The sequence below is a fragment of the Arthrobacter sp. KN11-1C genome, assembly GCF_052180225.1.
GTDB lineage: Bacteria > Actinomycetota > Actinomycetes > Actinomycetales > Micrococcaceae > Arthrobacter.
On the sequence record NZ_CP197467.1, the window covers coordinates 327,339 to 348,603 of the forward strand.

The window sequence follows — 21,265 nt, forward strand, 5'->3', positions numbered from 1 at the left end:
GCTTAGCGCAGATGGCGTGGTGATCCAGACACAGACTCACCGGTATCACGGTCCCATCAAATTCCCTGCGGAGCTCGTAAAGATTCGATTACGGCTCGACGCGGGTGTGTTGCGCCGCGCCGCGGCTGACTATTCTGTAGCAGTTAGCTGCTGTGTCATGGGGAACCCGGCTATGTCTATGAGCCGTACGCCGAAAGAGGATTCCGTGGCATTTGCAGAGCATGAAGTACTCATTGGTCGCGACGCCATGACCGTTTACCAATTCCTGGTGGACGGCCTGAACAACCCCCTGTGGCGCAGCGGAATCCGGAGCATCTCCCTTCGCTCGGGGCACGCTGGCGAAAAAGGCGCCGTCTACCAGCAGACCCTGTCAGGCCCGGGAGGGCGGCCGATCGCGGCTGACTTCCAGATCACCGAGGCCAGGCCGGGCGCTGAAGTGCGGTTCGCCGTCGTCGCCGGCCCCGCGCGGCCCACCGGCGGCTATTACCTCAGCACCGAGGGCCCCAATACCCGCCTACGGTTCGCCTTGGAGTACCACCCCAAGGGCTTGCAGAAACTCATGAACACCATGATCCAGAAGACCATGGAAGGCGAAGTGGTCCAGTTGGAGCAGCTCAAATCGGTCATCGAGGAGCAAACCCCGGAGGCATAGCCCCAGTTACTGCGCCAGCTTCAGTCCGCCCAAACCGGTTATCGGAGTGCTCGGCGTCGTGAGGCGTCCGCCGGTCAGGTCCCAGTATTCGATCGTTCCGTTGCTTAGCAGGCCCGCGACTCCCGTGGAGTTGAGGCCAGTGACACCCTTGAGCGAGCGCAATCCGGAGTAGTCGGTCCATGCGGTTCCCACGACCAGCCGGGCCTCTGACTTGGGCGTGGTGAGTCCCGAGCCCCGGTACAGGCGCAGGTTCCCGTTTGGTTCGACCGCCAGCAGGTCCTGGAAGCCGTCGGCGTCGTAATCCACCATGCTGAGCCGGATCGCACTGACGCCCGAGCCCACTTGGGTCCGTCCGACCAACGCGGTGAGTCCCAGGTTCCGGTACAGGTAGAGCGCACCGGTGGAATCGGTGGCGAGGATCTGCGGGAGCCTGTTGTTCCCGCACCAGATGCCCACGGCCATCGTCATCGACTGCCAGCCCGAAGAGCCCAACACCACAGGAGCCTTGAACCCTCCGCTCACCACGCCGGGGTACAGCAGGAGCCTGCCGTCCAGCATTTGGACGATGACGTCGATCACGCCGTCGCGGTCCCAGTCCGTGGTCATCACTTCTTTTGCCCCGGCGAAACCGGAGCCGACCGTCCGGGCAGGACCGAACGTGCCGTTGCCGAGTGCCGGGTAGTCCCTCAGGTTGCCGGAAGGGTCGACGGCGACCAGGTCACCTGCGCTGCGGATGGCAGCCGCGCTGAGGTCCAGCGTCGGCGGCTGCTGCTTCGCGATGGGGTCGCAGACGCTCGGTGGCGGAAGCTGGGGAGGGGCTGTGCCCGCGCCCGGGCTGTTGACGGTTCCGGCGGGGAGGGTCGTATAGCCGAAGAGGTTGACCACGCCCCACATCGTGTAGCTATTGGGGGTGGTCTGGTAGTTGCCGTCCGTGAACGTGATTCCGACGCCGATCACGTTGAATCGGGGGTCGCGCAGCAGGGCATCGTGGGCGGGGGAACTCTTCCACCATTCGACAAGCTGGGCTGCATCCCGGTCCCAGCGGACAGCGATGATCTCGCCCGCCCCGTTGTTCGGGTTCAAGGCCCTGGGATCGGTCCAGAAGTTGGGGCGGTGCTCGATCACTTGGCGGCTGGCGATGTTGTTGGACCAGTCCTGCGACAGCGTGGACACCGTGGGGTTGTACTTCACCGGGTTCAGGCCAAGCGACGTCCGGTAGGCATTGATGGCGTTGAAGACGGCCAGCACTTGGGCCGAATTGTCGTCGTTGACCAACGCGTGCGGCGAAACCAGAGGGACGGCCGCGGGGGAGGACTTCGCCTGGGTTTGCGTCGGATCCGGGACCTTCCCTGCCGGGCTTTCGGGGAGTGGGTCGGGGCCGGATGCCGGCGGGATGGAGGGGACCGGGGGCGGGCCGTCCACCGCCTGGGGCGACGTGCCGCTGCCCGGGGCGACGGCGGGATTTGCCTGCGCGGGGGAGGTCGCCGCCGGGACGGTCGAAGGGGTGCTTGCACCAGCCGCGGCTGGAGCCGGGGAAGCTGCGGCTACCGGGGCCGGGGTGGTGGGCGCGCTAGCCGTTGGTGACCCCGGCGCAGGTGCGGCCTGCGGAAGGCCGGATCCCGACGGCGGTGCGGACGCCGTCGTCGTACGCTCAGTACCGGCGGGGGCGCTTGAGCTGGAAGGCGCGGTTGCGGCGGACGTTCCGGCGAGCTGCGCCGGAAGGGCCAGCGGACCGGAGGCAGGGGCCATCATCGTGACAAGGCAGGCCACCAGCACGGCAACGGGCACCGCAATTCGTCTCAATGTTTCCCCAGATTCGCGTCGTGCCACCGTCCCCAAAAGCAACAGCGGTAACGGTAGTCTATGTGGTGCACTATAGTCCCATGCGCCACTCCGGCACCACGGGGTACGCGGCGCATACGGTACTTTTGATCCTGTGCTGATCTCTGACCGCGACATACGTGCCGAAATCGACTCCCGACGTATCGTCCTGGAGCCCTACGACCCCGCAATGGTTCAGCCGTCATCGGTGGACGTCAGGATTGACCGCTTCTTCCGGCTGTTCGACAACCACAAATACGCGCACATCGACCCCTCCGAGGAACAGCCTGAGCTGACCCGCCTGGTGGAGGTCGAAGGCGACGAGCCCTTCATCCTGCACCCGGGTGAGTTTGTGCTCGGTTCCACTTACGAGACCGTGAGCCTGCCCGACGACGTTGCCGCACGCCTTGAAGGAAAGTCTTCGCTGGGGCGCCTCGGTCTGCTGACGCACTCCACGGCCGGCTTCATCGATCCCGGGTTCTCGGGCCATGTGACGTTGGAACTGTCGAATGTGGCTACGCTGCCCATCAAGCTGTGGCCCGGCATGAAGATCGGCCAGTTGTGCTTCTTCCGGCTCTCGTCGGCCGCCGAGCATCCCTATGGTTCCAGCGGCTACGGCAACCGCTACCAAGGCCAGCGCGGCCCCACCGCGAGCCGCAGCCACCTGAACTTCCACCGGACGTCCGTGTAGCTCCTGTCGAGGGTTGAGATCCCCCACGACGCTCGCTCAGATATGTGGGCAATCGTGGAGATGCTCGCTCAGATCATGTGAGCGAGCGTCCGAAGGAAACGCCTCAAAGGTGAGCGAGCGTCCGAGGAAGGCCGAGATCTCACGCCTCGAGGGACGCGATAGGCTCCGACGCCTTCGATTTGCGGGGAGACTTGCGGAACACCTTGACCATAGGCTCCACGAAGCGGGCTGCGAGCGGTCCGAAGATGGCCATGAGCAGCACATACGCGGTGGCGAGGGCGGCAAGCTCGTGGGGTACGACTCCCGAGGCTACGGCCAGTCCCGCAATGACGATGGAGAACTCGCCGCGGGCAATCAGGGCGGCACCGGCGCGGAAACGCCCGGGAACGGCGATCCCTGCCCGCTTTGCCGCCCAGAATCCGGTCAGCACCTTGGTAAGGGCCGTTGCGAAGGCCAGGAGCAACGCCCAGCCCAGCACAGGCGGGATCTTGGACGGGTCTGTGTTGAGGCCGAAGGCTACGAAGAAGATAGCCGCGAAGAGATCCCGCAAAGGTTCAAGGATGCGCGTCGCGTTGTGGGCAGTCGCCCCGGAAATGGCGATGCCCAGCATGAACGCCCCCACAGCCGCGGAGACCTGGAGGGCGGACGCGATGCCGGCCACCAGAAGGGCGGCACCGAGGAGATTGAGTAGGAAGACCTCGGAGTTTTCGCTGTGCACGGCCTGGGATACCCGATGGCCGTGTTTGAGGGCCACCACCAGGACGAGGGTGACGACGGCCAACGCAATGCCCACCGTCTGGAGCCCGCCCAGGAAGCCCACGCCCGCGAGGATCGCCGTCAGGATCGGAAGGTAGATGGCCATGGTCAGGTCTTCGAACACCAGGATGGCCAGCACCACGGGCGTTTCCCTGTTGCCGATCCGGCCGAGGTCAGTGATCACCTTCGCCGCGATCCCGGAGGAAGAAATGTAGGTGACACCGCCCATGACGATCGCGCCCACCAGCCCCCAACCGAGCCACACGGCGAGCCCCGCACCCGGAAGGAAGTTCAACACCAGGTCCAGTACGCCGGCTTGCCAGGAGCGCCGCAGTCCGGTGACGAGTTCCGCGGCCGTATATTCCAAGCCGAGCATCAGCAGCAGCAGGATGACGCCGATTTCGCCGGAAAGATGGGCGAACTCCTGCATGCCGTCGAGCTTTACCAGTCCACCCGCCCCGAACGCCAGTCCCCCCACCAGATAGAGCGGAATGGGGGACATGCCGATCCTGCCGGCCAAGCGCGCCAAGAGGCCGAGACAGAAAACGACTGCGCCCAGCTCAATGAGGGTCAGGGCCAGGGGGTCCATGAACGTCAGCCGTTGCGCAGAATGGCAGCCGCAGAGTCAAGACCTTCCTGCGTACCGACAGCCACCAGCAGATCACCTGTGTGAAGGACGACGTCGGGAGCCGGTGAGGGAACCACTTCGCCTTCGCGCATGATCGCCACGATCGAGACACCACTGCGGGTGCGGATCTGGGCTTTGCCCATGGGCTGGTTGTTGAAAGGGGAGTCCGCGGTGATGGAGAACTGCCGCGTGACAATGCCGGGGATTTCCTTGTGGGCTTCGGCCAAGCGCATGGCGATGTGCTGCCCACCCAGGAGGTTGCCCAGGGCGGCGGCTTCGTCTGCGGTCAACGGGATGGATGCCTGGCAGGTATCGGGATCGTCCCAGGTGGAAACGAAAAGCTCGGTCTCACCTTCGCGCATCTCGACAACACCGATGCGGCGTCCCGAGGCCGTGATGAAATCCTTGCGGACACCGAGGCCTGGAAGTTCTGTCTCATCCACGTTCATAAGTCCACCCTAGCCCTCTTGAAGGGGCGGCGGAATGACGCCGCTCGAGCCGTTCGCACGAAGCGGTCCGCGCCGTTCTACGGGGCAAAAGCCAGGCCGCGCGCGGCGTCGTCGTAGTATTCGCGGTTCACCAATCCGGCGGCGGCTTCTTCGTCCAGGACCACCACGGCGTCGGCATGCCACTGCAGAATCGAACCCGGGCACGACGCCGTCAGAGGGCCCTCGACGGCGGCAGCGATCGCGGCGGCCTTCGCGGCACCGGTGGCGATCAGCACCAGCCGGCGCGCCTCCAGCACGGTCCCCAATCCCTGGGTGATGCAGTGGGTCGGGACGTCGCCGTCGTGACCGAAGAACCGGGCGTTGTCATGCCTCGTGCGGGCCGTCAGCCGCTTCAGCCGGGTCCGGGAAGTCAAGGAGGACCCAGGCTCGTTGAAGCCGACATGGCCGTTGGCGCCGATGCCCAGGATCTGCACGTCGACGCCGCCGGCGGCTGCAATCGCGGAATCGTAGGCAGCAGCTCCCGCTTCGAGCTCGGCGTGCGTGGCGCCGGTGCCGTCAGGGACATTCAGCCCGGCCAGGGGAAGCCCGATCGCCTCGCAGACCTCGCGGGTGAGGACCTGGCGGTAAGACTGGACATGTCCAGTCGGAAGTCCCACATATTCGTCCAGCGCGAATCCCTTGGCGTCCGAGAAATCCACCCGGCCCGCAGCGGCCGCGGCCGCGAGTTCCGCGTACAGCCCCAGCGGAGACGAGCCGGTGGCCAGTCCCAGCACTGGTGCTCTGCCCGCAGGGAGTCCTGCGAGGACGGCGTGGGCGGCGGCCGAAGCGGCCGATTCCGGGGTGGGCGCGACAATGACTTCCATGGCAGCTTTCTGTCGATGGGTTGGGCGGGCTGGAGTCAGGCTTTGGTGCCGTTCAGCAGCGCAGTCAAGGCCTGGGACACCGTGAGCGACGCACCATAGGTGACGATGTCCGCCCCGCCGCGCGGCCAGCCGCACTCGACGGCGATCACCGCGTGCCCTTCCGCCCTCAAGCGGGCGAAGACGGTCCACAGCGGATGCTCGGCATCCAGGCCGCGCCCGACGACGGCGACCCGCGCGCCGTCGGGAACCTCGCCTTCGCGGAATACCGCCGACGTCGTGGCAGCGGGCCCCCACGGCACGCGGCCGACCGCGAAATTGGACCCGGTCTCAACCTGCACGATCGCGACGGGTTCCTCGCGTGCAAGCCATCTTTGGGCGGCTTCGGACACCTCGAAGGCCTCGGCGATGCGCTCGCCGTCGAGCGCGTTCGCATCGCCAGGAACGCCGGAGCGTTGCGGCTTGCCCAGCTGGCCCCTGATGGCGGCCTCCTGGATTTCAGCGGCGCCGGCAGCGGGGAAACGCGCGGACAGGGCTGCCGTGCGGGCAACCGCGTCCGCGAGGCGTTCCATGGGCAAGCGCCCCTCTTCCACGGCATCGGCGATCGCTGTGAGCGTTTGTTCGAAGAGGGCAGGTCCCGTTTCGGAACCAAGGCACAACAGGTCTGCCCCGGCCATGAGCGCGCGGACGGCTGCTTCCGGAATGCCGGTCTGGGCGGACGCGCCGGCCATGTCCAGTGCGTCCGTAATGATGACGCCGTCGAACCCCATGTCTCGGCGCAGCAGGTCCTGCAGGATGCGCGAGGAGAAGGTGGCCGGGTGGTCCGGGTCCAGGGCTTCGACCAGGATGTGGCTCGTCATCACCGTGGCTCCGCGAGCCGCGACGAGCGCCCGGAAGGGGACCAGTTCGCGGGCATCCAGGGTGGCGGCGTCGGCGGTGACACGGGGGAGCGCCAGATGGGAGTCGGTTGTGGTGTCGCCGTGGCCCGGGAAGTGCTTGGCGCAGGATGCCACGCCGGCGTCTTCGAGGCCGCGGATCCAGGCGGCGGTATGCCGGGCCACCAAGTCCGGTTCGGCCCCGAAGCTCCGCACGCCGATCACGGGATTGTCCGGAGCGGAATTGACGTCGGCATTGGGGGCCAGGTTCACGTTGATGCCCAGGCCTGCGAGTTCGTGGCCGATCGCGCTGGCGCTCGCGGCGGTCAATTCGACGTCGTCCAGGCGCCCGAGCACCGCGTTCCCGGGTTGCGTTGAGCCCGTGAGGTAGTGCAGCCTCGTGACGTCGCCGCCTTCTTCATCGACGGCGATGAGCGTGTTCGGCGAATGTGCCCGCAGCCCGGCGCACAGTTCGCGCAACTGGACGGGGGACGCCACATTGGTGCCGTAGAGGCACACGGCCGCTAGCCCGGCGTCGTACGCTTCAAGGATCCAGACGGGGACGGCGATGCCGGTGAATCCGGGCATGAGGGTTCCTGCCGCGAGGCGGCGGAGGTCGTCGCGGGCGGGCCCGGTGGCAAAGGACTGGGTAGCGGGGGACTGAATCGTGTCCATGTCCGGCTCCTTCGAAGGGATGCTTGGCTGGTTAGTCAGGGCTGGAAACGGCGCAGGCGGCACTCAGGCCACGCCAAGCTGGTTCCAGAGGACCATCACGGCGGCGCCGCGCAGGACAATGTCCTGTGCGTCTGCCGCGAGACGGACGGACACCGGTGAGGGGTCCTGGTGCAGGAGCCGCTCAAGCAAGGTCTGCTGGACGGCGTTGAGAAGGGGGCCTTCCAAAAGCTCCCGGGGTCCGCTGAGGACCACTTCGCCCAAATCGAGGGCGCCAACCACGGGCGCGAGGGCGATGGCGAGCCGCTCGCCTGCTTCCCGGAGTACGACGTCGGCCGCGGCCTCCGGTTCGGAGTTCGCCGCAGCTTCGGCGAGGGCCCGTTCGAGGCTGGGGACGGACATCCAGGTTTCGAGGCAACCTGTCTTACCGCATTTGCAGATGGTTCCACCGTCGGTGCCCACCGTGACGTGGCCGATTTCGCCCGCCGCGGAGTGGGCGCCACGGGTACGCCTGCCGCCCACGATGAGGCCCGAACCGACACCGCGCCCGATTTTCACGAGCACCATGTCGTCACTGCCGCCGCCGAAGGTGTAGTCCGCGTGGACGGCAGCGTCGGCGTCGTTGGAAACGAGGGTCGGCAGGCCGGTGCGCTCCTGGAGGAGGTCGCGCAGGGCCATGTTCTTCCATCCGAAGTTGGGGGCCGTGGTGACCACCCCGTCCGCGTTGACGATGCCGGGGGTCCCGACGCCGATCCCGAGCAAGGTGGCGGTGGCCCGTGCTTTTGCCTCGGACGCCAGTGCGAGCACCTGGTTGACCACGTCTTGTCCGGTTTCCTCGGAGAGGGTCCGTTCAACACGCTCGAGGATGTTGCCGTCAAGGTCGAGGACAGCAGCACGTAGCACGGAGTTTTCGGCGAGGTCCATGCCGATGACTTGGAGGCCCTGGCGGTTGATGTCCACCAGGATGGCCGGCTTGCCGGGGCGGACTTCATCGGAGTGCCCCAGTTCCACCACATGGCCGCGTTCCAGGAGATCCGAGACCAGGTCCGATACCGTCACGCGGGTCAGGCCCAGTGTCCGGGACAGATCCGCGCGGCTCATTGCGCCGGCCGAGTGGAGCGTCTGGCGCACCAGGGAGAGGTTGTGGGCGCGCCCATCGGAAGGCAGGGTTGCCGCGCTTGTCCGATCGGTGCGCTGGCGGTCACGAAGGGCTTCCATGTGAGTTAGTAAACTCTACTAACAATCAAAAATCAAGGGTTTTGGCGGATTGTGTGTCATCAAGGCCCCCCTTGATGACGTAGGCACCCGCTAAGGACGCAGGCTCCCGGTAGAGCAGGTGCGCCAGTCCTTTTCGGGTGCGAAACACGGCCCAGACGGGAGCCCCCTCTGTCAGCTCAGCGGAACCGTGGCGATTTCCGTCTTGTTGGGTGATTTCACGGGCAGGATCACCAACAGGCCGGCCAGGAGCACCACCATGATGCCGAGGATTCCCCAGCGCTGGGCCCCGCCCGAGGCCACGAGGGGCGTCGCCACGGTAATGCACAGGGTGAACAGTGCGGGCGCCAGGAAGCTCACCGCCCTGCCGGTGGTGGCGTAGAGCCCGAACAGTTCGCCGGATTCGCCGTCCGGCGCCAGCCTTGCGAGGTAGGCCCGGGAGGACGCCTGGGCTGGTCCGACGAACAAGCAGAGGAACAGCCCGAATACCCAGAACGTGGTGCTGCCTGCCCAATGGGCTCCGAAGAACACGTAGTCGCCGTTGCCCAGAACCAGGATCACGGTGCCGGCTACCAGGAGTCCCATGAGGGAAATGACGATGACGGCCTTGGGCCCGATCCTGTCGTCCAGGAATCCGCCGATCATGGCGCCAACGGCTGCCACCACGTTGCCGAAAATCGCGAAGAAGATGACTTCCTTGAGCTCGAATCCAAAGGTTCCCGCAGCAATGACCCCGCCGAAGGTGAACACCGCAGCCAGGCCGTCGCGGAAGATGGCGCTCGCGAGCAGGAAGTAGATGGTGTGCGGGCTGGTCCGGTAGATGGCCCTGATCCGGCGGACCAGCAAACCGTAGGAGGCCAGGAATCCAAGCCGGGATTCCGGTTTCCTGACGGAGAGCTCCGGCACGGCGAAGAGGACCGGCAGCGCGAAGATGAAGAACCAGAGCGCGGAGAAGACGGCCACGAGCCTGATATTCAGGCTGTCCTGGGTGGATGCCCCGAACCACTCGAAAGACGGTTGGACGAAAAGCTGCAGCACAGCAAGCAGCGCGACAATGCCGCCCAGGTACCCCATTCCCCAGCCGAAGCCACTCACTTTGCCGATGTTGGCAGGAGTGGAGATCTGGGCCAGCATGGCGTTGTAATTGACGCCCGCGAACTCGAAAAAGACATTCCCGAGCGCAACCAGCGAGACGCCCAGGAGCAGGAACTCGGGTTTGGGGAAAACAAAGAAGCATGAGCCAGTGAGCACGGCCACAATGGCGGTGTTGACACCGAGCCACAGTTTCCTGCGGCCACCGGAGTCGGAACGTTGACCGGTGACGGGTGCAAGGAGCGCAATTGCGACGCCCGCAATCGCCAACGCGGCACCCAAGGTGGCTGACGCGGAGTCTTCCCCGCCAAAGGCCTTGGATGTCAGGTAGACCGTGAACACGAAAGTGGTCATGACGGCGTTGAATGCAGCGGAACCCCAGTCCCAGGATGCCCAGGCAAGAATCTGGCCCTTGTTGGACAGGGCAGGCCCCGAAGCGAGCTCGGATGCCGGGTGCGGGGCCTCAGGCGCAGTTGCCATGTTCATGGTTGATAAACTACCTGCACCGAACCCAACGTTTGACCGCCTGCTCCAACTTTTGACAATTCATTCCTGACTTTGCGGAGATTCCAGTGATCACAGTTCTTGCCGTGACCTTTGCAGCGGCAACTGTGGCGCCCTGGATCTTCCGGAAACTCCAGCGGAATGCCTTCTATGTCCTTGCAGCGGTTCCCGCGGCCGCCTTTGTCTGGCTGCTCCTGCAATACGACCGGATCTATCCCGGAAAAGGCGGGAATCCCACCGGCGGCTTCATCGAAGAAAACCTCCCGTGGATTCCCAACCTCAAGCTTGACTTCGCCTTCCGCATGGACGTCCTGGCATGGGTGATGTCCCTGCTGGTCCTGGGAGTCGGTTCGCTGGTCCTGGTCTATTGCGCCCGGTACTTCAAGAACAAGGACGCCAACCTCGGCGGGTTCGGAGCCCAGCTACTCGCCTTCGCGGGGGCGATGTTCGGCCTGGTGACGGCGGACGACCTCCTGATGATGTTCATCTTCTGGGAACTCACCACGGTCCTGTCCTATCTCCTGATCGGCTACGCTCGCACCCGCCTCGCCGCCCGGCGCTCGGCCTTGCAGGCCCTCATGGTCACCACCGCGGGTGGCCTGGCCATGCTCGTCGGCCTCATCATCCTGGGCCAGGCAGCCGGAACATACCGGATTTCGGCGATCATGACGCAGGCGGCCACCCTCGTCACGGGACCCGCGCAAGGTGCGGTTGCCGCCGCCGTCGTACTCATCCTGGTAGGTGCGATCACCAAATCGGCGCTGGTCCCTTTCCACTTCTGGCTCCCGGGGGCCATGGCCGCACCCACCCCGGTGAGTGCCTACCTGCACGCGGCGGCCATGGTGAAGGCCGGCATCTACATCGTGGCCCGCCTGGCGCCGGGGTTCAGCGAAAGCCCCTATTGGTTGCCGCTGGTGCTCGGGCTCGGCCTGGCGACGATGCTGGTGGGCGGCTACCGGGCGCTCCGGCAGACAGACATCAAGCTCATCCTCGCGTACGGCACAGTCAGCCAGCTCGGGTTCCTCATGATGGTGGTGGGCCTCGGCCGGCCCGACGCCGCACTCGCCGGCCTCGCGCTTCTGCTGGCGCACGGGCTCTTCAAAGCTTCCTTGTTCCTGGTGGTGGGCATCATCGACCACCAATCCGGTACCCGCGATATCCGCAAACTATCGGGCGTGTACAAGTCCTCCAGGGCGCTCGCCATCGTGGCGGGCATCGCCGCTGCATCCATGGCCGGCATACCTCCGCTGGCAGGTTTCGTGGCCAAGGAATCCGTATTGGAAACGTTCGTCCATTACGGCACGGGTCACTCTGGCGCGGGCGCTGCGCCGGAACCGTGGGGGCTGGTCCTGCTGGTCGGCTTGGTGCTGGGGTCCATCCTCACGTTCGCCTACAGCGCCCGCTTCATGTGGGGTGCGTTCGCCACCAAGCCCGGCGTGGACCGGACACCATTCAAGGCCGTCCCGCCATCGTTCCTGGCGGCGCCCGCCATCCTGAGTTTCCTCACCATCGTGTACGGACTGTGGCCGGATCCCGTTGACGGGTGGATCCAGCCGTACGCCGCACTTTTTGCAGAACCCGCTGCCGGAACAAACGCAGTCGGAACCAGCGTCGCCAGCGCCAGCCACCTCGCGCTGTGGCACGGTTTGACTCCCGCCTTGGGACTGACCGCCCTGACGTTCGCGGCCGGCGTCGTCATGTTCTATGCCCGCAACCTCGTGTCCCGGGCGCAAAGCCGAGTCCCGGACTGGGTGGACGGCGATCGTGCCTACCAGCGCACCATCGGGGCCTTGGACGACGTTGCCGTGTGGGTCACCGGCCGCACCCAGCGCGGTTCCCTCTACTTCTACCTGGCCGTCATTCTCACCGTGGCTTTCGCGGTCCCGCTCACGGCGCTCATCGTGGCCAACAAGCCGCTCCCGGGCGGTGTTTTCTTGATCGACCCGAATTCTCCGCTCCAGCTCATTGCCGCGGCAGGAATCGTTGTTGGCGCTCTGGCCGCCGTTCGTGCCAACAAGCGCTTCCTCGCCGTGCTGATGGTGTCCGTCACCGGTTACGGCATAGCCCTGATGTTCGCGTTGCAGGGAGCCCCGGACCTCGCCCTGACGCAGATGCTGGTGGAGACCATCATCCTGGTGGCCTTCGTGCTGGCGATGCGCAGCCTCCCTCCGGAACTCCGGGACCGCACCGGGGGCAAATACCGGGTAGTCCGCGTCATCATCGGCGTGGCCTTCGCGGTCACCATGATCTTCGTGGCGATCTACGCCATGGGTGCCCGCATCGCCGAGCCGGTGTCGCTCTCCTTCCCGCGGTTGGCCTACGAAGGCGGCGGCGGACTCAACGTAGTCAACGTGACGCTGGTGGACATCCGGGCATGGGACACCTTCGGTGAGATCTCGGTGCTGGCAGTCGCCGCTACCGGCGTCGCGAGCCTGATCTTTGTCCGCAGCAGGGGGGAGCGCCTGGACAAGGCCGCCACTATCCCTGAGGGCACTGTGGGAAGGCGCGCCGCGGCCGGAGGCAGTTCGCGCGACGACGCCTCGCTGGCACTCGCCCGCAAGTTCGCGGGCTCCCTGACGGACCCCTGGCTCGTCGCCGGCCGAACCCTTGCACCCGAGCGGCGTTCCATCATCTTCGAAGTGGTCACGCGGCTGATTTTCCACTCGATGATCGTTTTCTCCGTGTACCTCCTGCTGGCGGGACACAATCTTCCCGGAGGCGGCTTTGCCGGCGGACTCACGGCCGGACTCGCCCTGACGATCCGCTACCTGGCCGGCGGCCGGTTCGAGCTGCGGGAAGCCGCGCCGATCAGCGCAGGCATGCTGCTGGGAACCGGCCTTGCGACGGCGGCCGCCGCGGGCTTCGTCCCGCTGCTTCTGGGCGGCCAAGTGTTCCAAAGCGCCATCATCGAGTTCTGGCTACCGCTGTTCGGCGACATCAAGTTCGTGACCTCCACGATCTTCGACATCGGCGTGTACCTCGTGGTGGTAGGCCTCGCCCTGGACGTGCTGCGCAGTTTGGGAGCCGAGATTGACGAACACTTCGAAGAGACCTTCGGCGGAGACGCAGGGGATCAAGGGGACACCGGTTCCGCCGCCCCCATCGCGTCGGCGCCAACCACCGCCGAGTCCGCAGCCACCGCGCCCGGAAAGGGGACCCCATGAGCGTCAATTTGACCTTGTTGATCGTCATGGGAGTGCTCTACGCCTGTGGGATCTATCTGATCCTGGAACGCAGCCTGACCCGTGTTCTCCTGGGGCTCATGCTCCTGGCCAACGCCACTAACCTGCTCATACTCGCGACGGGTGGCTATGCCGGACTTGCCCCGCTGTTCAGCAAATCGACGGATCCGCGCGACTACAACGATCCTCTGCCACAAGCCTTGATTCTCACGTCGATCGTGATTTCCTTTGCGGTGACGGCATTCATGCTCGGCATCATCTACCGGACCTGGGCTTTGGCACGGCAAGACGACATCCAGGACGACGCCGAAGACCGGCGCGTCGCGAAGACGCCCAGTTTTGACGCCGAGGACGACTCGGTGGTTCCCGAGGAAACATCCGAGTTCCTGGTCACGGCAGTCACCGAAGCAGCCAAGGAAGGAGGCCCCCTGTGAACATCGCCAGCCTGGCGCCGCTCGCCGTCGTACTTCCCATCCTCGGGGCCGCACTCACGTTCGCCCTGAACAGGAACCCGCTGGCCCAACGCGTGGTCAGCATCGGTTTGCTGTCCCTTACCTTGCTCCTGGAATGCTTGCTCCTTGCCTCGGTATGGACCACGGGCACCGCATCCGTCACCCTGGGTGGCTGGCAACCGCCGTTTGGCGTGGTGATGGTGGTAGACCAGTTCTCTTCGCTTATGTTGGTGGTCTCCTCCGTCATCAGTCTCGCGGTGCTGATCTACGCCACCGGCCAGGGCATGGCCGACGGCGACCGCGAGGCACCGGTGTCGATCTTCCACCCGACCTACCTGATCCTGGTGGCCGGTGTCTCCAACGCCTTCCTCACAGGTGACCTCTTCAACCTGTACGTAGGCTTCGAGATCCTGCTGACGGCGAGCTACGTGCTCATGACACTGGGCGGCACCGGTCCGCGCATCCGCGCAGGGGTCACGTACGTGGTGGTTTCCGTAGTGTCCTCGGTGTTGTTCCTGATCGCCATTGCGATGATCTACGGAGCCACTGGAACCATCACGATGGCGGATCTCGCCATCAAGTTGGCCGAATTGGATCCGGGCACCAGGAACCTGCTCCACGTGATGCTGCTGGTGGCCTTCGGGATCAAGGCCGCCGTTTTCCCGCTGTCCTTCTGGCTGCCTGACTCGTATCCGACCGCGCCGGCACCGGTCACCGCGGTGTTCGCCGGCCTGCTCACCAAGGTGGGCGTGTACGCCATGGTCCGCACGGAAACCCTGCTCTTCCCGGGTGACACCTTGAATACGCCGTTGATGGTGGTGGCGCTCCTGACCATGCTGGTGGGTATCCTCGGCGCCATAGCCCAGAGCGACATCAAACGATTACTCTCCTTCACCCTGGTCAGCCATATCGGCTACATGGTGTTTGGGCTTGCCATGTCTTCCGTTGCCGGGCTTGCGGCAGCCGTCTTCTACGTGGCCCACCACATCACGGTCCAAACGAGCCTGTTCCTGGTCACGGGTTTGATCGAGCGCCGGGGCGGCAGCTCGTCCATGGACCGGCTGGGTGGGCTTGCCAAGCTCTCTCCGCTCCTGGCGCTGCTGTTCTTCATTCCAGCGATGAACCTCGCGGGAATTCCGCCCTTCTCCGGGTTCCTGGGGAAGCTTGGACTCCTGCAGGCAGGCATCGCCCTGGGGACACCGTTGTCCATAACCTTGGTCGTGGGAGGCGTGGTCACGAGCCTCTTGACCTTGTTGGCGATCGCCCGCGTCTGGAACCGCGCATTCTGGCGGAAACCCGAGGACGCGGACTACCCGGCCCCGGTCCTGAAGGACACTGCGGCCGTCGGGCTGCTTCCACGGACCATGGTGGGGCCGACCGCCGCGCTGGTGGTCTTTGGCATGGCCCTGACCGTCTTTGCGGGTCCGCTCTTCCAATTGGCCGGAAACTCCGCGACACAGATGCTGGACCGTACGGCGTACATCCATTCCGTGCTCGGCGGGAATGCGAAAGTTCCGGACATCGCTGGGCCGGATGCGTCGACTCCACCGCAGGGAGGTGGAAAGTGAGTCGAAAGAGGATTTCGTTCCGCACGGAGTTGCCCCTGCTGGTCTGGCTGGTGGTCGTCTGGGGTGCGCTTTGGCGGGACTTCAGCCCGGGCAACTTGGTGTTCGGTGCACTGATCGCGGTGGTGGTAGCAAGGGTCTTCTATTTGCCTCCCGTGGAGCTCAGCGGGCGTTTCAACGTGCTGCGCGCCATTCCTTTCGCCGTGGTGTTCCTCGGCAAAGTGGTGGCCGCGAGCTTCCAAGTCATGTACCTGGCGGTCTTCCGGGGTCCTTCGGTAACCAACGCAGTGGTTGCTGTTCCCCTGCGCAGCCGTTCCGACCTCATGGTGACGGCCACCGGGCACGTGATTTCGCTGATTCCGGGTTCCTTGGTGGTGGAGGTGGATCGCTCGACGTCCACGCTCTATATCCACGGACTCAATGTCCGCAACGTGGTGGACACCGCCAAGCTGCGCAAGGACGTCCAGGACACGGAGGCCTCGCTGATCCGGATCATGGGTACCCGGGCCGAAATGGACGCACTCCAGGCCGAAGGCTGGCCTGCAACGAGGGGAGCTGGCTCATGAAGGACATCGTGCTGATCGTCACGGCGGTGATTCTTAGCCTCGCGGCGGCGGGCGCGATCTACAGGATCGCCGTCGGGCCTTCGCTGCTGGACCGGGTGCTCGCCTCGGATGTGCTGCTCGCCATATTGGGTGCAGCGCTGGCCATCGACATGGCCGTCAACAGGCACCTCAACAACCTCGTGCTGCTCGTCGCTCTGACGCTGATCGGCTTCGTCGGATCGGTGACGGTGGCCCGGTTCGTGGCCGACAGGAGAGGACAAGTCAATGACTCCTAACGCCACCGGAGCGGACGCCGTCATCGACGCCGTCACCGCGGTGCTGCTGATTGTCGGTGCGCTGATGTCATTGGGCGCGGCAATCGGCCTGTTGCGCTTCCCGGACCTCATGAGCCGCATGCACGCAGCCACCAAGCCCCAAGTGCTGGGGTTGTTCCTTCTCTTGGCGGCTATCGGGCTGCAGATGCGCGAATGGTGGGTGTGGCCGATCCTGGCGGTCGCCTGGATCTTCCAATTGCTGACCGTGCCCGTGTCCGCACACATGGTGGGCCGCGCAGGCTACCGGACCAAGCACCTCCACCCCGAGCTGCTGAGCATAGACGAACTCGAGGCCGTGGTATTGCGGGCTGCCGGTCAACGTGCAGCGGAGAAAGCCCAGGAAGCCGCTTCGGAAGTGCCCCGCACCGGGAGCACGCGCGACGGCGGGAGCGTCCGGGATGGCGGCAACGCCCGCGACGCCCGGGATAGCGGGGGCGCGGGCGCTAACGGCGGACCGTCCGCCTAGACGACGTCCTGCGTCTTTTCGAAGTGCGAGATGGCGCGCTTCGTACCCCGGCCCGCGACAACCTGGATGACGGCGCTGACAGCGGCGGAAATCAGGGCGAAGGTCAGGGCGGAACGCAGGCTCGCTTCCATGTCGTCGTTGCCCTTGGGTGGCTTGTTGCCCGTGGTTTTTTCCCACAGGGCGTTGACGAGCTTGGTGCCAGCAAAGCCTGCGCCGATGCTCACGCCGGTGCCGAGCAGTTTGAAGAAGAAGTTCATTCCGGGACTCCTTGCGGGAGGAAACAGGACCGTCCCCAGCCTAACCCCACTTCAGGGCAGTTCCGGAGCATCGGATGGCGCCTGGTGCCTCAGCCGGAAGAACTCCTGCAGGGCCCCCGGGTTTGGACGCACGGGAACGATGTCACGGCTCTCGGCCAGCACAGCTTCCATCGTGCCGAGGGCGAGGAGCTCATCCAGCAGCACCAAGGTGGGCGGCATGAGCTTGAGTGTTCCGGCGGCTTCGGCATCAAGGATTGCGCGGACCGGCATCCACAGGGAGGATGACGCTTCCGTGGTCTGGTGCCTTGGCTCGGCACCGGAAACCGGGCAGGCAAGGTAGAAGTAGGTGTCGAAGCGCTTGGGCTGGTCTGCCGGGGTGACCCAGTTGGCCCACGGACGGAGGGTGGCAGCGTCGAGTTTCAGCCCGGCCTCTTCGAAAACCTCGCGCTGTGCGGCCGCCAGTACGCGGCCGGCGTTCAACGGGGCGGAAGAGGGCTCGGCGGCGATGCTGCTCCGGTGCCATGCGGCGGCGTGCCGCTCGACGACGTCGTCCGCGAAGTCCCAGCCGGAGCTGTCCGCCTGGTCCACCCGGCCGCCGGGGAAAACGACCATTCCGGCGGCGAAGTCCATCGTGCTCACCCGGTGCTGGACGAACACTTCCAAAGCGCGCGCCGCATCTTCGGAGCCCTCCGGAACCGCGGCGTCGCGGACCAGGATCACGCTCGCGGCGAGTCTCGGTTCGGCCGTGCTGTTCGTTTCGTCAATCCCTGCCAAGACCGCTCCTTTGCCTGCGCTTCTGCGTCACATTCTGCTGGATCATTCTCCCAGTTTCTGTGGCCGCCCGCGCCATTCCGGGCCCGACTGCGCCCACCCGGCGAATGATCGAGCAGAATCCGTCGGTTCGCGTCTTTGTCCAGGCTTCGAAACCCTGCCAAGGTGTAAACTGAACCACGCCCAAAAGGGTGGATTGATAACGACAGGGGAGCGCCGCCGTCGGGCTCGCAGCAATGCGGCACGGAGGACGGGCGCTGAGAGTGCGGACAGCCGCAGACCCTCGAACCTGATCCGGCTAGTACCGGCGCAAGGGAGTCGAGTTCTCATAGTGTCCGGAACCGGCGCGGCGGAAGCCGCTCGCAGGCAACCGGGAACACTTTCCCCTCCTGTTCCTCAGGAGGACAAAATGACTGGTATTTCTGCAAGGACGGGCCTCACCAAGCCTGCCTACAATTGGCGCGTCGTGGACATTGTCGTGGCGGCGCTGATCTCCATCGCCGGTGGCGTGATCTTCTGGGCATGGGACCAGATGGCTCTCGTCGTCACCCCAGCGACCGCCGGTTACCCTCCGTTGGGCGGCCTGATCGCCGGCGGTTGGATGATTCCGGCAGTGCTGGGCATGCTCATCGTCCGCAAGCCCGGTGCGGCAATTTTCTGCGAAATTGTGGCCGCCACCAGCGAGCTCATCATGGGTAACCAGTACGGCACCACGGTGCTGATCTCGGGTCTGCTCCAGGGCCTTGGCGCGGAACTCATCTTCCTGGCCTTCATGTACAAGAAGTTCAACCTGCCGGTGTCCCTGCTGGCCGGTGCCGGCGCGGGCCTGTTCTGCGGCCTGAACGACTCCTTCCTGCCGTGGGGCTGGAACATCGCCTACGAACCGGTCGACAAGCTCGCGTACATCGTGTTCTGCACGATCTCCGGGGCCGTCATTGCCGGAGGCCTGTCCTGGATCGCTACCCGTGGCCTGGCAAGGACCGGCGTCCTGAGCGCGTTCGCGTCCCGCAAGGCCGCCTCGGAGCCCGTCTTTTCCTGATGCCCAGTCCTGATTCCGGCACCTCTGCCGTGGTGCGACCCGCCGCCATTTCCGCGCAAGGCTGGGGCTGGCGCCACGCTGGCCGCACCACGCAGGCCATCCACGCCCTGGACCTGGACATCCGTCCGGGAGAGCGCGTGCTGCTGCTCGGCCCCTCGGGCGCGGGCAAGTCGACGCTCCTGCATGCCCTGGCAGGCGTGCTGGGCGAGGAAGGGGACGACGCCGACGAGACCGGCTCGTTGCTCGTGGACGGTGTTTCGCCAAAGGCCCAGCGCGGCCGTGCCGGACTCATGCAGCAGGACCCGGAAACCCAGGTGGTGCTCTCCCGGTTGGGCGACGACGTCGCGTTCGGTGCCGAGAACCTTTGCGTGCCCCGGGAGGAGATTTGGAAGCGCGTCGGTGAAGCGCTCGACGACGTCGGGCTGCGGCGTAGTGCCGGTGGCAGTGCCAGCGGCAACTTTGCGCTCGACCACCCGACGTCGGCCCTCTCGGGCGGGCAGAAACAGCGCCTTGCGTTGGCCGGTATCCTGGCGATGCGGCCGGGCCTGATCCTTCTGGACGAGCCGACCGCCAACCTCGACCCCGCGGGCGTGCTGGAGGTCCGCGACGCCGTGGGCCGCTGCCTCGACAAGACCGGCGCCACGTTGGTGGTGGTGGAGCACCGGGTCTCCGTCTGGAAAGACCTCGTGGACCGGATCGTGGTGCTCCAGCCGGGCAGTTCCTCCTCCACGGAAGGCTCGACGCCGGCGGTTCTCCTGGACGGCGATCCGGAGACGGTGTTGGTCCAAGCAAGGGACATGCTCATTGCTGCGGGCGTCTGGGTCCCCGGGTACGTCCCGGCCACCCGGCCACGTTCGGGAACTGCGGCCGGTTCCGGGGGCAGCTCCGGGGCACGGAACGCCGGCGAGTTGCTCCTCGCCACCCGGGAGCTCGCGGTGTCCCGTGAGCGGTCGCGGCGCCGGGGTTTCACGACGATCCCGCCGCTTCCCGTGCAGTCCGGTCTCGACGCCGAGGTGCGCGCCGGGCAGGCACTGACCGTCACAGGCCCCAATGGCGCCGGAAAATCCACCTTCGCTTTGACCCTCGCGGGGCTACTGGCGCCGGTGTCCGGCACGGTGGTTGCCGCCGTCGGGCTCAGCGACGGCGCCGGCACGGACCCGTTCAAGTGGAAGGCCCAGCAGTTGATCTCGCGCATCGGGACGGTCTTCCAGGAGCCCGAGCACCAATTTGTCACCGGCCGCGTGCTCGACGAGCTCATGTTCGGCCCCAATCACCTTGGCCATGGCGAGGAGCGCGTAGACGAATTGCTGGAGCGGCTCCGCCTGCGGCATCTGGTGGACGCCAATCCGTACACGCTCTCCGGGGGCGAGAAGCGGCGGCTATCCGTGGCCACGGTGCTAGCCGCCCACCCCCGCGTCCTGGTGCTGGACGAACCCACCTTTGGCCAGGACGCGAACACGTGGGCCGAGCTTGCCTCGTTCCTGTCCGAACTGCTCGACGCAGGAACCTCCGTGGTGTCCGTGACCCACGACCAGGAATTCAGCTCCGTCCTGGGTGGCACCGAGATGCGGCTCGAGCCTGCTTTCCAAGGCGGGGCCCGGCAGGAAGCAGGTGCGGCATGAGGGAAGCCCTGACCCTGCGCGGCAACAATGCCCTCCTGACACGCGCCAATCCGTTGGCCAAGTTTGTGTCGGTCTTCCTGATTACCCTGGTGCTGGCGTTGTCCATCGACCTGGTGTCGGCTTCGACGGCGCTCCTGGGCGAACTGGCGTTGTTCCCGCTCGCAGGCCTTACCGTGCGCTTGCTCTGGCAGCGCGGGTGGCCCCTGATCATCGCGGCGGTGCTGGGCGGCTGGAGCACGGCGATCCTGTCGGCTGGCAGCGGCAGGACACTGCTCGACGTCGGGATCTGGTCAATTAGCGAAGGCTCGCTCCAGCTGGGCGTCGGCTTCATGCTGCGCGGCCTTGCCATAGCGCTTCCGGCCATCCTCCTGATGAGTTGCACCGACCCCACCGATCTTGCCGATGCGCTGGCGCAGAAGGCGAAACTGCCGCACCGTTTTGTCCTGGGTACCTTGGCCGCGCTGCGGCTCGTGGGGCTCATGGCGGAGGAGTGGCAGACCATCGGCATGGCCCGGCGCGCGCGAGGTGTCGGCTCGCACGGGAGCCCGCCGCAACGGGTCAAGGCCATGCTCGGCCAAAGCTTCGGGCTGCTGGTCCAGGCGATCCGCCGGGCGTCCCGCTTGGCCGTGACCATGGAGGCGCGGGGCTTCGGCGGCGGACAGCGGACGTGGGCGCGCGAATCAAGCTACAGCCGCCTGGACGTCTGGGTTCTGGCCGGCGGGGTGGTCATCGCAGCCGCAGCCGTGCTCGCGGCCCAATGGGCAGGGACGTGGCACTTCGTTTGGCTGAAGCAGCCCAACTGACTAACAGTTGTTG

At 65.8% G+C, this 21,265-nt stretch carries 20 protein-coding genes and 1 riboswitch; of the genes, 11 read left to right on the forward strand and 9 right to left on the reverse strand.

Annotated features, from left to right (window positions below; translation table 11 throughout):
* Positions 1–205: 205 nt before the first annotated feature.
* Complete coding sequence (locus ACSBOX_RS01600; protein ID WP_078107360.1) at positions 206–652, forward strand: SRPBCC family protein; 447 nt, start codon at positions 206–208, stop codon at positions 650–652.
* Positions 653–658: 6 nt separating this feature from the next.
* Here ACSBOX_RS01600 and ACSBOX_RS01605 read toward each other — a convergent pair whose 3' ends face one another.
* Entirely contained in the window at positions 659–2,455 is a 1,797-nt protein-coding gene (locus ACSBOX_RS01605; RefSeq protein WP_442544492.1) for a CAP domain-containing protein, read from the reverse strand.
* Between the two features lie 133 nt (positions 2,456–2,588).
* Between ACSBOX_RS01605 and dcd the strand changes: the two genes are divergently transcribed.
* Positions 2,589–3,164, forward strand: coding sequence for a dCTP deaminase (dcd, locus tag ACSBOX_RS01610; protein ID WP_442544493.1), 576 nt, complete (start codon positions 2,589–2,591; stop codon positions 3,162–3,164).
* 139 nt (positions 3,165–3,303) lie between these two features.
* Here dcd and ACSBOX_RS01615 read toward each other — a convergent pair whose 3' ends face one another.
* From ACSBOX_RS01615 to ACSBOX_RS01640, 6 genes are all read right to left on the reverse strand, one after another.
* The gene (locus ACSBOX_RS01615; protein WP_442544494.1) at positions 3,304–4,509 is read right to left on the reverse strand and encodes a cation:proton antiporter; all 1,206 of its coding nucleotides are present in this window, start codon (positions 4,507–4,509) and stop codon (positions 3,304–3,306) included.
* A 5-nt stretch (positions 4,510–4,514) separates the two neighbouring features.
* Positions 4,515–4,997, reverse strand: coding sequence for a cation:proton antiporter regulatory subunit (locus tag ACSBOX_RS01620; protein WP_059389838.1), 483 nt, complete (start codon positions 4,995–4,997; stop codon positions 4,515–4,517).
* Between the two features lie 77 nt (positions 4,998–5,074).
* The gene (locus ACSBOX_RS01625) at positions 5,075–5,860 is read right to left on the reverse strand and encodes a glucosamine-6-phosphate deaminase (protein ID WP_442544495.1); all 786 of its coding nucleotides are present in this window, start codon (positions 5,858–5,860) and stop codon (positions 5,075–5,077) included.
* 35 nt (positions 5,861–5,895) lie between these two features.
* The gene (locus ACSBOX_RS01630) at positions 5,896–7,407 is read right to left on the reverse strand and encodes a glycoside hydrolase family 3 protein (protein ID WP_442544496.1); all 1,512 of its coding nucleotides are present in this window, start codon (positions 7,405–7,407) and stop codon (positions 5,896–5,898) included.
* 63 nt (positions 7,408–7,470) lie between these two features.
* Complete coding sequence (locus tag ACSBOX_RS01635) at positions 7,471–8,622, reverse strand: ROK family transcriptional regulator (protein WP_442544497.1); 1,152 nt, start codon at positions 8,620–8,622, stop codon at positions 7,471–7,473.
* A gap of 171 nt (positions 8,623–8,793) precedes the next feature.
* Positions 8,794–10,197: an MFS transporter gene (locus tag ACSBOX_RS01640; protein WP_442544498.1), complete on the reverse strand. Its 1,404-nt coding sequence runs from the start codon at positions 10,195–10,197 to the stop codon at positions 8,794–8,796.
* An 86-nt stretch (positions 10,198–10,283) separates the two neighbouring features.
* Between ACSBOX_RS01640 and ACSBOX_RS01645 the strand changes: the two genes are divergently transcribed.
* From ACSBOX_RS01645 to mnhG, 6 genes are read left to right on the forward strand one after another with little or no spacing between them, the layout of a single operon-like run.
* Entirely contained in the window at positions 10,284–13,379 is a 3,096-nt protein-coding gene (locus ACSBOX_RS01645) for a Na+/H+ antiporter subunit A (RefSeq protein ID WP_442544499.1), read from the forward strand.
* Entirely contained in the window at positions 13,376–13,831 is a 456-nt protein-coding gene (locus ACSBOX_RS01650) for a Na(+)/H(+) antiporter subunit C (protein WP_442544500.1), read from the forward strand. The genes ACSBOX_RS01645 and ACSBOX_RS01650 overlap by 4 nt, the downstream gene beginning before the upstream one ends.
* Positions 13,828–15,417: a Na+/H+ antiporter subunit D gene (locus ACSBOX_RS01655; protein ID WP_442544501.1), complete on the forward strand. Its 1,590-nt coding sequence runs from the start codon at positions 13,828–13,830 to the stop codon at positions 15,415–15,417. The genes ACSBOX_RS01650 and ACSBOX_RS01655 overlap by 4 nt, the downstream gene beginning before the upstream one ends.
* Positions 15,414–15,980: a Na+/H+ antiporter subunit E gene (locus ACSBOX_RS01660; RefSeq protein WP_442544502.1), complete on the forward strand. Its 567-nt coding sequence runs from the start codon at positions 15,414–15,416 to the stop codon at positions 15,978–15,980. The genes ACSBOX_RS01655 and ACSBOX_RS01660 overlap by 4 nt, the downstream gene beginning before the upstream one ends.
* Positions 15,977–16,255 (forward strand): monovalent cation/H+ antiporter complex subunit F, encoded by a 279-nt coding sequence (locus ACSBOX_RS01665; protein ID WP_078107371.1) that lies wholly within the window; start codon positions 15,977–15,979, stop codon positions 16,253–16,255. Before ACSBOX_RS01660 ends, ACSBOX_RS01665 begins: the two co-directional genes overlap by 4 nt.
* Positions 16,245–16,760, forward strand: a complete 516-nt coding sequence (mnhG, locus tag ACSBOX_RS01670) for a monovalent cation/H(+) antiporter subunit G (RefSeq protein WP_442544503.1) — start codon at positions 16,245–16,247, stop codon at positions 16,758–16,760. The genes ACSBOX_RS01665 and mnhG overlap by 11 nt, the downstream gene beginning before the upstream one ends.
* Here mnhG and ACSBOX_RS01675 read toward each other — a convergent pair.
* Positions 16,757–17,017 (reverse strand): DUF4235 domain-containing protein, encoded by a 261-nt coding sequence (locus tag ACSBOX_RS01675; protein WP_078107373.1) that lies wholly within the window; start codon positions 17,015–17,017, stop codon positions 16,757–16,759. The genes mnhG and ACSBOX_RS01675 overlap by 4 nt on opposite strands.
* A gap of 51 nt (positions 17,018–17,068) precedes the next feature.
* A complete protein-coding gene (locus tag ACSBOX_RS01680) occupies positions 17,069–17,791 on the reverse strand; it encodes an NUDIX hydrolase (RefSeq protein ID WP_442544504.1) in 723 nt (240 codons plus the stop codon).
* Between the two features lie 194 nt (positions 17,792–17,985).
* Positions 17,986–18,122, forward strand: a riboswitch (TPP riboswitch).
* 75 nt (positions 18,123–18,197) lie between these two features.
* Here ACSBOX_RS01680 and ACSBOX_RS01685 point away from each other — a divergent pair.
* From ACSBOX_RS01685 to ACSBOX_RS01695, 3 genes are read left to right on the forward strand one after another with little or no spacing between them, the layout of a single operon-like run.
* Positions 18,198–18,827, forward strand: coding sequence for an ECF transporter S component (locus tag ACSBOX_RS01685; RefSeq protein ID WP_442544505.1), 630 nt, complete (start codon positions 18,198–18,200; stop codon positions 18,825–18,827).
* Positions 18,827–20,449, forward strand: a complete 1,623-nt coding sequence (locus ACSBOX_RS01690; protein WP_442544506.1) for an ABC transporter ATP-binding protein — start codon at positions 18,827–18,829, stop codon at positions 20,447–20,449. Before ACSBOX_RS01685 ends, ACSBOX_RS01690 begins: the two co-directional genes overlap by 1 nt.
* Positions 20,446–21,252 carry an energy-coupling factor transporter transmembrane component T family protein gene (locus tag ACSBOX_RS01695; protein WP_078107376.1) on the forward strand — a complete coding sequence of 269 codons (807 nt, stop codon included), beginning with the start codon at positions 20,446–20,448 and terminating at the stop codon, positions 21,250–21,252. The genes ACSBOX_RS01690 and ACSBOX_RS01695 overlap by 4 nt, the downstream gene beginning before the upstream one ends.
* Positions 21,253–21,265: the final 13 nt, after the last annotated feature.

Excerpts from the sequence above, each read along its gene's own strand:
- ACSBOX_RS01615 (WP_442544494.1), bottom strand. The coding sequence starts at position 4,509 with ATGGACCCCCTGGCCCTGACCCTCATTGAGCTGGGCGCAGTCGTTTTC.
- ACSBOX_RS01620 (WP_059389838.1), bottom strand. The coding sequence starts at position 4,997 with ATGAACGTGGATGAGACAGAACTTCCAGGCCTCGGTGTCCGCAAGGAT.
- ACSBOX_RS01625 (WP_442544495.1), bottom strand. The coding sequence starts at position 5,860 with ATGGAAGTCATTGTCGCGCCCACCCCGGAATCGGCCGCTTCGGCCGCC.
- ACSBOX_RS01630 (WP_442544496.1), bottom strand. The coding sequence starts at position 7,407 with ATGGACACGATTCAGTCCCCCGCTACCCAGTCCTTTGCCACCGGGCCC.
- ACSBOX_RS01635 (WP_442544497.1), bottom strand. The coding sequence starts at position 8,622 with ATGGAAGCCCTTCGTGACCGCCAGCGCACCGATCGGACAAGCGCGGCA.
- ACSBOX_RS01640 (WP_442544498.1), bottom strand. The coding sequence starts at position 10,197 with ATGAACATGGCAACTGCGCCTGAGGCCCCGCACCCGGCATCCGAGCTC.
- ACSBOX_RS01650 (WP_442544500.1), top strand. The coding sequence starts at position 13,376 with ATGAGCGTCAATTTGACCTTGTTGATCGTCATGGGAGTGCTCTACGCC.
- ACSBOX_RS01665 (WP_078107371.1), top strand. The coding sequence starts at position 15,977 with ATGAAGGACATCGTGCTGATCGTCACGGCGGTGATTCTTAGCCTCGCG.
- mnhG (WP_442544503.1), top strand. The coding sequence starts at position 16,245 with ATGACTCCTAACGCCACCGGAGCGGACGCCGTCATCGACGCCGTCACC.
- ACSBOX_RS01675 (WP_078107373.1), bottom strand. The coding sequence starts at position 17,017 with ATGAACTTCTTCTTCAAACTGCTCGGCACCGGCGTGAGCATCGGCGCA.
- ACSBOX_RS01685 (WP_442544505.1), top strand. The coding sequence starts at position 18,198 with ATGACTGGTATTTCTGCAAGGACGGGCCTCACCAAGCCTGCCTACAAT.
- ACSBOX_RS01690 (WP_442544506.1), top strand. The coding sequence starts at position 18,827 with ATGCCCAGTCCTGATTCCGGCACCTCTGCCGTGGTGCGACCCGCCGCC.
- ACSBOX_RS01695 (WP_078107376.1), top strand. The coding sequence starts at position 20,446 with ATGAGGGAAGCCCTGACCCTGCGCGGCAACAATGCCCTCCTGACACGC.